Genomic DNA, 11,658 nt, shown 5'->3' with positions numbered 1-11,658 from the left:
AAAACCGTGCATTTGCTTTACTTACAGCATTCACCATGCCACATTCAAACACTTAATGTCAAAACGGATTTACTGATACGCTCAACGTCCTATTTTATGATTAAGCCAAACGTTCTTTAAAAAATGAAAAATTACACCACGCCTTGTGCTTTAGCTGTAAATTCATTTTTATTTACCAGGCCTGGTTCGTTTACCCATAAAGCGTTGTGGCTTTCTTGCCAGACTGGGCGGTTTTTCATTATCGCCTTAAAAAAATCGGCACTTAACAAGCCATTAAGCCAAGCCTTTAGGTATGGGTAATTAGCTTGTTCAAACCACACTTTATCTACATTAACAAATTGGCGTATAAATGGAAAAATGGCAATGTCAGCCACCTACCACAGTTCTCCAATTAACGATAGCGGCTCAATATTTTGATTTGTCTCTTGATGATTGTTAGCTAAGGTCGTTTCAATTGCATCTAAAAATTGGCAACCTTGTTCTCGGTAATACGTTTGCGTAAACTCAGGAAACCGATCAGCGTATTTATAATGATCTAAATGGGGTTTAAAATCAGTATCACAACAGTCTATCCAATCATTTAACTTTAGTCTTTCAGCTGAATTTTCAGTAAATAACCAGGCCTGGTAAATTGATTTACTGGTGGAATTTTTAAACGCCCACGACATAATATCCCGGCTTTCATCAATCACGGTACTATCTGGCAAAACGAGCACAGGCACGGTACCTTTAGGTGACGCTTGCAGCATAGCTTGTGGTTTATCCCAAAACACAATTTCACGTTGTTCAACCTGAATTTGAGATAAATAAATAGCCATACGAGCGCGCATAGCATAAGGACAACGTCGGTAAGAATATAAAACTGGATGTGTTTCCATAACTTCTATTCACTTTAATTAATTTATCAAAATTACCAGGCCTGGTAACTTGAATACGTTTGTAACGTATAAAAAAGGGCTTTGCACGAGTCATGGACAAAAGAAAAATGTAAAAAAACTTACTGATTCTGAACTTACCCATTCGTGCGTCAAGCTCTTAGTTTAAGGCTTAAAATACAGCTAATAACGAGAATTTTTGACAAGTTTTAGAACAAAAAGCAGTAAGATTTTAGCCTTTTAATCTCGGCTCTTCGTCGAGTTCTTGTTTTTTTATGATCTCGTGCAAAACGCTTAAAATTTATTAAATACAAAAAAGCCCGCATTTAACCAGTAAATGCGGGCTTGTAAGATATAAACAAAATGATTTTTTTGGTTATATCACTTCCAAGTTAATCTTTAAATAAGAAAAATATTTCATCTATTTACAAAATTCATCTAAAAGTGATAATCAAACAAAATTACATCATTCCGCCCATACCTCCACCCATACCAGCGTCTGCAGGTGCAGCATCTTTAGATGGAATATCTGCAATAGCGGCACCTGTTGTTAATACAAGACCCGCAATTGACGCTGCGTTTTGAAGAGCTGAACGTGTGACTTTAGCTGGATCAATAATCCCCGCTTCAATCATATCTGTGTAAACTTCTTTAGAGGCATCAAAACCAAAGTTACCTTCGCCTTCCATTACCTTGTTTACAATAACAGACCCTTCTAAACCACAGTTAGCGGCAATTTGACGCATTGGTTCTTGCATTGCACGTAGAGCAATTTGAATACCGACGTTTTGATCGTCGTTATCACCCTTAACTTGTACTTTTGATAAAGCACGTACTAGAGCAACACCACCACCAGCGACAATACCTTCTTGAACCGCTGCACGTGTAGCATGAAGCGCATCGTCAACACGGTCTTTTTTCTCTTTCATTTCCATTTCAGTAGCAGCACCTAATTTAAGTACGGCAACACCGCCAGAAAGTTTGGCTAAACGCTCGTTCAATTTTTCAGAATCGTATTCAGAAGTAGTGGTTGCAATTTGAGATTTAATTTGCGCACAACGACCGTCAATATCTTCTTTAGAACCTGAACCATCAATCAGTTTGGTTGTGTCTTTACCCACTACGGCTGATTTTGTTTCACCAAGCATATCTAAAGTAACAGATTCTAAACTTAACCCTACTTCTTCAGAGATAACCGTACCGCCAGTTAAGATAGCCATATCTTGAATCATCGCTTTACGACGCTCACCAAAACCTGGTGCTTTAACGGCTGCAACTTTAACGATGCCACGCATATTGTTGATTACCAATGTCGCTAATGCTTCACCATCAACATCTTCAGCAATAATCAATAATGGACGACCCGTTTTTGAAACTGCTTCAAGGGTTGGTAGCAAGTCACGAATGCTTGAGATTTTTTTGTCATATAAAAGTACAAATGGGTTCTCTAACTCTGCAATCATTTTTTCTTGGTTTGTTACAAAATATGGAGATAGGTAACCACGATCAAATTCCATACCTTCTACAACAACAAGTTCATCTTGTAGTGAAGAACCTTCTTCAACCGTAATAACACCTTCAGTTGAAACACGTTCCATTGCTTCGGCAATCATTTTACCAACGGCTGCGTCTGAGTTTGCAGAGATAGTACCTACCTGTGCAATTGCCGCAGAAGTTGAACAAGGAACAGCCATTCCTTTAATTTCTGCAACAACCGCTTCTACCGCTTTATGAATACCACGGTTTAAATCCATTGGGTTCATACCAGCAGCAACTGACTTCATACCTTCGCGTACAATTGATTGTGCTAATACGGTTGCAGTTGTTGTACCATCACCAGCAACATCATTGGTTTGAGAAGAAACTTCTTTTACCATTTGGGCACCCATGTTCATAAACTTGTCTTCAAGTTCAATCTCACGTGCAACGGTTACACCATCTTTAGTCACTAAAGGTGAACCAAACGATCTTTCTAAAACAACGTTACGCCCTTTAGGCCCTAAAGTAACTTTAACGGCATCAGCAAGGACATTAATCCCTTCCACCATTTTCTCACGAGCATCTATACCAAATCTAACGTCTTTTGCCATGTTTCTAATTCCTTAATTAATTCGTTGTCTGACTAAAATATTATTCTACGATTGCGATAATGTCGTCTTCACGCATAATGATTACTGGCTGACCTGCGTCATCTTTCACTTCTTGGCCAGAATACTGTGCAAACATTACTTTATCGCCTACCTTTACAGTCATTGCGATAATTGAACCTGAATCAGAGGCTTTACCTGGTCCAACCGCAACCACTTCACCAATGTTTTGTTTTTCTTGTGCAGAACCTGGTAATAAAATACCACTAGCTGTTTCTTTCTCTTCTTCTACACGACGTACAACAACACGGTCTTGTAATGGTTTAATATTCATAGGTTTCTCCTAAAAGTCTGTTAAATTTCATAGTCGTACAAACAGAAAAATTGCACTTAGTTTTTTATAATTCTCACAAACCAAGCTGCAATTTTTCATAAATTAGCACTCTTACGTTTAGAGTGCTAACAATTTTAGCCATCTAATTGCTTGTGTCAACTGAATATAGGTATGAATCTTTACAATTCAAGCTGTTAATCTAAAAAATATAATAAATGACTCTTACTTATACGTAAAAAAACAGACTGACCAAGGCGATTTTAAATTTACCAGGCCTGGTAAATTTAAATAAAATTAAGCAGATGCTCGACTGATGCACATGTAATTTATCGTTTAAAACAACACAAAAAAAACCGTTAGCTGCCGAAACAGACTAACGGTTTGATTATATTAACCAATGTAATTTAAGAAACTAGCGGTTAAACAATAAACGCTGACCTGGCGTAAACTCAGCAAACTCACCTTGGTAATATTTTATTTGACCAGACACAATGGTACTCACAACACTTGATTTAAACGTATGCCCTTCCCAAGGTGACCACTGACACTTATATAAATTGTGCGCTTTATCATCCGTGTGTGGTTTATTCATATCAACCAAAACTAAATCAGCCCAATACCCTTCACGAATATAACCACGGTCTTCAATTTGGTAACGAATCGCCACATTATGGGCAATTTTTTGCACAATGGTTTCAATATCAAATACGCCATCATGCACCATATCTAACAATGCCGTTAATGATTGCTGAACTTGCGGCAAGCCTGCTGGCGCCATAAAGTAGCTATTTTGTTTATCTTCATCACTATGCGGAGCATGGTCTGTAGCAATAATATCAATGCGCCCTTCTTTGACTGCTTGACGAATCGCATCTCTATCCGACTGTTTTTTAATGGCTGGATTACATTTTATGTAAGCACCTTTAGTTGCATAATCTTCTTCGGTAAACCAAAGGTGATGCACACAAGCTTCGGCCGTAATTTTTTTACCTTCAACCGGGCCGGGTTCAAACAAGGCCATTTCTTCAGCTGTTGTAAGATGCAGTACATGTAAATCTGCCCCTGTTTCTTTGGCCAATTCTATTGCAAAAGAAGAAGATTTATAACAGGCTTCACGACAACGAATTTCTGGATGCGCCGACATAGGAATATCATCACCATATTGTGCTTTGTATTTTTCTTCTTGCACCTTAATCATTGGCGTGTCTTCGCAATGCGTGGTAATTAGGGTTGGGCTATGAGTAAAAATATCTCTTAAAGCCTGTTCTCTATCCACCAACATATTCCCCGTAGACGCCCCCATAAAGATTTTTACGCCGCAAACATTTTTAGGGTTTACTTTTTTCAGCTCGTCAAGGTTGTCATTAGTGGCACCGAAGTAAAATGAATAATTGGTCCAAGCTTTTTGTGCACCAATTTCATATTTGGCTTCTAGGTTTTCAATAGTTGTTGTTGTTGGCTTAACATTAGGCATATCCATAAAACAGGTTGTACCACCTGCAATAGCCGCTTTAGATTCTGTAGCAATATCACCCTTTGAAGTTAGCCCTGGATCTCTAAAATGCACTTGGTCATCAATAAAACCCGGCATAAGTACCAATCCTGTCGCATCAATGACGGCATCTACTTTAACTTCAATTTTTTCTGCTATTTTTTGAATTCTACCGTCTGCAACCAACACATCTCCTACAAACTTTTTACCCTCATTAACAATCGTTGCTTGCGAAATAAGAAAGTTTTGTGTTTTTGCATTCAATAAAATAGACGATAAACTCGACATAATAATTCCCTTAAAATTCGTTAAACCAATACCTTAACTAGACGTTATTGAATTACTTTAAACTGATTTACGCTGCGGTACTTAAAAAAATAAACCGCCAGCCTTTGTTTATTTGCTATTCTAGCGTGAATCATTGTAATATTTTGTATAGTTTTTACAGACCAAATCCAACTAAACCATTTGTACTAAGCGAGCATCCAGACTGTGTTTATTAAAAAAACCACTCAAAATATTTTGCGATTAGCTTGCTTGCTTGCTTGTTTTTCTGGATATTCTTATGCAAATGATGAACCCCCTCAAACTAAAGCCACCTCAAATCCAACCTTACCGGTATGTGTCTATATTGCATCTTACTCTCCAGATTATATCTGGCAAAGTGGTATCGAAAGAGGCCTAAAAAAGGTATTAGATGGCAAATGCCATTTAAAAACCTTTTTTATGAATACCAAAAAAGTCTTTAAAAAATCGTCTCTGGATAGCATAAGCCTTCAAGCCGTCGACTATATCGCGACCAACAAACCCAATATTGTCATTGTCTCTGACGATAATGCCGTTAAGTATGTTTTAGAAAGATACTATAAAAACAGTGATATTCCGTTTGTGTTTTGTGGTGTAAACAATACGGTAAAAAACTACGGTCTACCATATAAAAACACCACTGGTATGGTTGAAAAAAACCCCACTAAGGCTGTTTTAAAGCTGTTATTTGATATTACGCCATCAAAAACACGCGTTGCGATGATAACCACTTTTGGAACAACCGCCAATTCAGACGCTGTTGAGTTTAAAAAACTCACTCAAAAGTTAGGGTTAAAAAGCAAAGTTTACCAAGTTAAAAATGAGCAAGAGTGGCGTAAACGCTATAAAGAAATACAAGAAGGTGATGATTTTGACATTCTATACCTTGCTAATCGTTCAACCTTCAATAGCTGGGACCATAAAAAGAATTATCAATGGGCGTTAAAATACAATCAAAAATTTTCATTTACATTACAAGATTGGATGGTGCCTTATGCAGCAATTGGCCTAACAAAAATACCTGACGAACAAGGTATTTGGGCTGCCAAAGCTGCTTTGGATATTTTAAACGGAACCAAGCCTACTGACATTGCGATAGTTCCAAATCAAAATTTTCAGTTTTGGATAAATAAACAAATAGCCAAGCGGTTTGAAAACTTATTACCTGAAAATATTTTTTCACAATCACTGATTTACAATGAAAAGCCTTCTAAATGAAAACTAGAACGCTTAAAACATTATTTAAACTGTCTTTTACTCAAAAGATCTTAGTCACTGTTATTGGTTTGATTTGGTTATTATTAGTTAGCGCCTATGAAATCCGTACCCAGTATGAACATCAAAAAGAAGTTTTTCATGAACATATTGATGAATTTACTCAAGCAGAAACATTAGACCAACAACGCTCTGAAACCATATTAAACGCATTGACGGAGTATTATACTTCTCAAGCAATTAAATCAAATTCAGATTTTAGACACTTTGCTCAAGGATTATTAAACAAAAACATTCCTGATTACGGGATAGGGTTAGCTGAACTTGTTGCTCGTAACAAACAAAAACAAATTGAAGCTAATTTACATGAACTGGGTTTTGAATCTTTTCATATTTCAAATTCAGGCTTATTTCGTGAACAACAAGCCAACGATAAATTAGGCTTCTTGACCATTACCAATATTGCACCACTTGACCCAAAACATTCGGTATATCTTTCAGAAGATCTTTTTAGTATCCCTAAAATTGTCACCAAATTCACACACGCTTTACGCAATAACAAACCACAAGTAATCTTATTGACCAACAATAAAACGCAACAACTTCAAAAGTTAATTTTTACTCCTGTATATTTAAATTCACCAGATACGCTTAATATTAAACAACGATTACATCAAGTTAGAGGGATTGTATTTATATTACAACCCGTTCAAGCAACCTTAAAACAACAAGCCGCTAAGTTTTTTAATCCAGAAAACACCACAATTATCGTGACTCATCACGATAATAAAACCATTATTCAAAACGCTGACTTAAAAACAAATAACTTTTTAGACCACTGGCTACAGTTAAAAAACTCAGCTCAATTTATTTTTTCAGGATACAACGCAAAAGACACCATTGAGGTTCAATCTCTTTGGCATTTATCGGAAGTAAATAAAATTGAATTATTTAAAGCTCTTTTAATTAACTTTTTTCTTTTTTTATTATCAATTAGCTTAATCTTAACGTTAAGCCGGTATACAACAAGCTTACTTATTACTCAAACCCGACTTTTACAAATATTAGAAACCTCGCAAGATGCCGTTATTATTACCGATGAAAATGGCTATATTTTAGATTGGAACCCTGAATCAGTATCTTTATTTCATCATACAAAAGACCAGGCGATTGGTAACTGTATTATTCAATTGATTTTTGATACTCCAGACGACTTAACGGCCAGTAACTCTCAATCAAAGTATATTGACTACTTTTATCGCACCCTACAGTTATATGGCAATGGTCCCTCCCATAAAGTAGAGGTTACATTAGTAGACCGCGATAAAAATAAAATAACGGCAGAAATTGCTACCTCAATTTTAAAGGTACAAAATAAAACTGAAATTAGCCTTTTTATTAAAGACATCACCTATCAACGTCAAACCGAAGATGCCATGACTCAAATGGCATTTTTTGACCCTTTAACACAGCTTGAAAACCGTACTTTTTTTAAACGAAAAGTTAATGAATTAATTAACACAGACCCTAATGGTCATTTTGCGATACTTTTTTTAGACCTAGATGGCTTTAAACAAGTTAACGACACTCTAGGCCATAATATAGGAGATGAACTCTTAAAAGTGGTTGCTAAACGCATTCAAAATACCTTACGTAGCAATAATGATGAATCTCATATATGTCGATTTGGTGGTGATGAGTTCGTTGTATTATTAAAAAATAGTAAAGAAAAAACAGGGTCTCAAATTTCATTAAGGTTGCTAAATCAAATTGAGCGCATTATTAAAATTGAAGACGATGAATTACAAGTTTCTACCAGTATTGGTGTCGCTCTCTACCCACAACATGGTAAAGACATTGATACTTTATTACGCCATGCTGATACCGCAATGTATCAATCTAAATCAGTAGGAAAGAACACCTACTCTATTTATCACGATGCCATGGAAGAAAGTGTTGCTGAAAGAAGTTTACTTGAAAAACACCTCCGAAAAGCGATTGAGCACGATGAATTTCATTTAGTTTATCAACCACAAATGAATTTACAAACCGGTAATATTATTGGTGTTGAAGCCTTAATTAGATGGAATAATCCTGTATTAGGTTTTGTACCACCCGATAAATTTATTCCCATCGCCGAAGAAAGTCATTTAATACTAACCATTGGAGAATGGGTAACCAAAACGTGCATTGCTCAACTTGAAGCTTGGAAAGGAACAGAGTTTGATTCACTGCATATTGCAATGAATGTGAGTAGTGTGCAATTTGAAAACCCATATTTTATTGGCTTTGTTAGAAAACTTATGGAAACAGCAGGCGTACATAACCATTTACTAGAAATTGAATTAACTGAACGAACGGTTATGAATAACGTTAATGAAAACATTTCGCGTTTTAACCAAATCAGATCAAGCGGTTTTGGTTTATCGGTGGATGACTTTGGTACAGGTTATTCTTCGTTAAGTTACCTTAAAAAATTCCCGTTAAGTATTTTAAAAATTGATAAGTCGTTTATTGATGGAATACCTCAAGATGATGAGGATATTATTATTACCTCGGCTATTTTAAATTTAGCCCACAGTTTAAGTATGCAAGTAGTGGCCGAAGGTGTTGAAACAGAAGAACAGCTAGATTATCTAACAAAAGCTAAATGCAACTTTGCCCAGGGTTATTTAATTAGCCGACCATTGACCATAAATGATTTAGAAGATTGGTTAAATGACAACCATTTAAACTTTTATTCAAACCATAACCTTTTACTTTTTAAGGAAGATGATGCGTAACCCTCTTAGCTGGCTAGTCATTGGCTTAGTCCGTTTTTATCAATTATTTATAAGTCCTTTATTAGGGCCTAGATGTCGTTTTTATCCAAGTTGCTCAACTTACACCATTGATGCCATAAAAACGCATGGATTAATTTGCGGTTCATGGCTCGCCATAAAACGTATCAGCCGTTGTCATCCCGCCAACCCTGGCGGCGTGGACCCTGTTCCTACTTGTGGTTGCAAATCTTCTTGCAAAGAACCTAAAAGCAATTCAGATAATGACGCTGACAAAGATTAATTGATTTGTCACAATAAATTCTTATTAGTAACCTGCTTTCCCTCTTTAAAAGAGCTAGAATAAAATAATTACATTCTAGTTATCTATAAATTAAAAACTGAGCATTAAAAATGTCTGAAAACCAAACTATCGAGCCTCTACCTGATTTAGAAACCACGACTGAAACAACTGAAACTTATCCACGTTATATTAACCGTGAAAAAAGTTTGCTCGAATTTAATAGACGTGTCTTAGCACAAGCCAAAAATGATGACATTCCATTATTAGAACGCTTAAAGTATTTGTGTATTTCTAGTAGCAATATGGATGAATTTTTTGAAGTACGTTTAGCGAGCTTGCTTGAACTTGCTAAAGATCCAAATGCGTTAACATTTCCAGATGAGCTGAGCGCGAGCAGTGTTGTGGATTGTTTGTGTGAAACAGCCCATGACATTGTTGAAGATCAATACCATACACTTAACCATATCCTTATCCCTGCATTAGAAAAAGAAAAAATTCGTTTTGTCCGTCGTAATCACTGGACGGAACAACATCAAGAGTGGTTAAGAAACTATTTTGAACTCTCGTTGCAACCTGTATTAAGTGCCGTAGGGTTAGACCCATCACACCCGTTTCCAAAAGTACTAAATAAAACACTTAACTTCATTGTTTCTTTAGAAGGTAAAGATGCCTTTGGTCGTTCAAATGGTTTGGCCATAGTACCCGTACCACGTTCTCTACCACGTATTATTAAACTACCACCAGAAGCGACCGATGGCGAAAATGATTTTGTATTTTTATCATCCATACTTCACGCCAATGTTTCTAGGCTATTCCCTGGAATGACAGTAACAGGCTGTTATCAGTTCCGAGTAACCAGAAACACCAACCTCTTTATTGATGAAGAAGAAGTTGACGATTTAATGAGTGCCTTACGGGGTGAATTGAGCAGTCGTCAATATGGCGGTGCTGTGCGTTTAGAAGTGGCTGACAACTGCCCACAACACATAATTGAATATTTATTAGATCGCTTTAAATTAGATAAAAAAGCACTTTATGAAGTGAATGGCCCGGTTAATTTACACCGTTTAGACTCGGTACCAGGCATGGCAAATCGTCCTGACTTACTATTTACACCGTACATTCAAAAAAATATATCCATGAAGCAACGGCCGTCTAAAAGCGCGTTTAAATTGTTTACTCGTCATAAAGAAACTAATAACTTATTTGATAAAATCAAACAAAAAGATATTTTACTGCACCATCCCTATGATTCATTTACACCCGTTATTGATTTTTTAAATCGTGCGGCAACCGACCCGAATGTGCTTGCTATTCGTATGACGTTATATCGTACAGGCCAAGATTCACAAATCATTAAAGCCTTAGAAAAAGCGGCGCAAATCGGTAAAGAAGTCACGGCCGTAGTAGAACTTAGAGCGCGTTTTGATGAAGACAATAACATCTTACAAGCCACACGTTTACAAGATGCGGGTGTGCATGTAGTTTACGGTGTGGTTGGCTATAAAACACACGCTAAAATGATTTTAGTTGTACGCCGTGAAGGTGATTTAATTCGCTACTATACGCACATGGGAACAGGAAACTATCACCACATTACTACGCGTTTTTATTCTGACTTTGGTCTAATTACCGCTAACCAGGCGATTGGTCGAGATGCCTCTAAAATATTTCAGCAATTGACCAGCTTAGGCGACACCAAAAATTTAGAAGTATTACTGCAATCTCCTTTTACCTTAAAAAGTGGCATGATTGAACGCATTAATCGTGAAGCTGACAGTGCGATACAAGGCAAACCAGCTAAAATTATCGCCAAAATGAATGGGCTTGAAGAGCAAGGTGTCATTGATGCCTTATATCGAGCATCTCAAGCTGGGGTTAAAATTCAGTTGATTGTTCGTGGTATTTGTAGCTTAAGGCCTGGTATACCAGGCCTGTCAGAAAACATTACAGTCACCTCAATTATTGGTCGTTTTTTAGAACACCACCGCATCTATTATTTTGAAAATGATGGCCATAAACCTGAGCTATATTGTTCTAGTGCTGACTGGATGAGACGAAACCTGTTGGCTCGTGTTGAAACCTGTTTTCCTATTTTAGATCCAGATTGTTTTCAGCAAGTTTATACCGAAGGTTTAGCCATGTATTTGCAAGACAATACGGGGGCTTGGATTTTACAACCTGACGGGTCTTACCAACTCAAACAAGATGATATAAATCCACCTTACAGTGCACAAACACTTTTAATTGAAAAATACAGTCATTAATTTTTTACTTAGTGCCGTT

At 36.7% G+C, this 11,658-nt stretch carries 9 protein-coding genes; 4 read left to right on the top strand and 5 right to left on the bottom strand.

Annotated elements, in window-relative coordinates:
* Positions 1-131 precede the first annotated feature (131 nt).
* The 5 genes from ACYQ0E_RS02570 to ACYQ0E_RS02550 all read right to left on the bottom strand — a co-directional run bounded on the left by ACYQ0E_RS02570 (position 132) and on the right by ACYQ0E_RS02550 (position 5,076).
* Entirely contained in the window at positions 132-374 is a 243-nt protein-coding gene (locus tag ACYQ0E_RS02570) for a glutathione S-transferase family protein (protein WP_460186690.1), read from the bottom strand.
* A complete protein-coding gene (locus ACYQ0E_RS02565) occupies positions 375-878 on the bottom strand; it encodes a glutathione S-transferase N-terminal domain-containing protein (RefSeq protein WP_460186689.1) in 504 nt (167 codons plus the stop codon).
* A gap of 458 nt (positions 879-1,336) precedes the next feature.
* Positions 1,337-2,965 carry a chaperonin GroEL gene (gene groL / locus ACYQ0E_RS02560; protein WP_460186688.1) on the bottom strand — a complete coding sequence of 543 codons (1,629 nt, stop codon included), beginning with the start codon at positions 2,963-2,965 and terminating at the stop codon, positions 1,337-1,339.
* Between the two features lie 40 nt (positions 2,966-3,005).
* Positions 3,006-3,296: a co-chaperone GroES gene (locus ACYQ0E_RS02555; protein ID WP_460186687.1), complete on the bottom strand. Its 291-nt coding sequence runs from the start codon at positions 3,294-3,296 to the stop codon at positions 3,006-3,008.
* A gap of 412 nt (positions 3,297-3,708) precedes the next feature.
* Positions 3,709-5,076, bottom strand: coding sequence for a dihydroorotase (locus ACYQ0E_RS02550; RefSeq protein ID WP_460186686.1), 1,368 nt, complete (start codon positions 5,074-5,076; stop codon positions 3,709-3,711).
* Between the two features lie 204 nt (positions 5,077-5,280).
* Between ACYQ0E_RS02550 and ACYQ0E_RS02545 the strand changes: the two genes are divergently transcribed.
* The 4 genes from ACYQ0E_RS02545 (at position 5,281) to ppk1 (ending at position 11,639) form a co-directional block, all read left to right on the top strand.
* Positions 5,281-6,312, top strand: coding sequence for an ABC transporter substrate-binding protein (locus tag ACYQ0E_RS02545; RefSeq protein WP_460186685.1), 1,032 nt, complete (start codon positions 5,281-5,283; stop codon positions 6,310-6,312).
* Positions 6,309-9,092, top strand: a complete 2,784-nt coding sequence (locus ACYQ0E_RS02540) for a sensor domain-containing protein (RefSeq protein WP_460186684.1) — start codon at positions 6,309-6,311, stop codon at positions 9,090-9,092. The genes ACYQ0E_RS02545 and ACYQ0E_RS02540 overlap by 4 nt, the downstream gene beginning before the upstream one ends.
* A complete protein-coding gene (gene yidD / locus ACYQ0E_RS02535) occupies positions 9,085-9,372 on the top strand; it encodes a membrane protein insertion efficiency factor YidD (protein WP_460186683.1) in 288 nt (95 codons plus the stop codon). Before ACYQ0E_RS02540 ends, yidD begins: the two co-directional genes overlap by 8 nt.
* A gap of 110 nt (positions 9,373-9,482) precedes the next feature.
* Positions 9,483-11,639: a polyphosphate kinase 1 gene (gene ppk1, locus ACYQ0E_RS02530; RefSeq protein ID WP_460186682.1), complete on the top strand. Its 2,157-nt coding sequence runs from the start codon at positions 9,483-9,485 to the stop codon at positions 11,637-11,639.
* Positions 11,640-11,658: the final 19 nt, after the last annotated feature.

The sequence above is a fragment of the Thiomicrorhabdus hydrogeniphila genome (genome assembly GCF_054656895.1).
The sequence above is the reverse complement of the archived record's forward strand: the minus strand, read 5'-3'. Positions and strand labels throughout refer to the sequence as shown.

Coding starts and splice junctions, on each gene's coding strand:
- ACYQ0E_RS02565 (WP_460186689.1), bottom strand. CDS start 878: ATGGAAACACATCCAGTTTTATATTCTTACCGACGTTGTCCTTATGCT.
- ppk1 (WP_460186682.1), top strand. CDS start 9,483: ATGTCTGAAAACCAAACTATCGAGCCTCTACCTGATTTAGAAACCACG.
- groL (WP_460186688.1), bottom strand. CDS start 2,965: ATGGCAAAAGACGTTAGATTTGGTATAGATGCTCGTGAGAAAATGGTG.
- ACYQ0E_RS02550 (WP_460186686.1), bottom strand. CDS start 5,076: ATGTCGAGTTTATCGTCTATTTTATTGAATGCAAAAACACAAAACTTT.
- yidD (WP_460186683.1), top strand. CDS start 9,085: ATGCGTAACCCTCTTAGCTGGCTAGTCATTGGCTTAGTCCGTTTTTAT.
- ACYQ0E_RS02540 (WP_460186684.1), top strand. CDS start 6,309: ATGAAAACTAGAACGCTTAAAACATTATTTAAACTGTCTTTTACTCAA.
- ACYQ0E_RS02555 (WP_460186687.1), bottom strand. CDS start 3,296: ATGAATATTAAACCATTACAAGACCGTGTTGTTGTACGTCGTGTAGAA.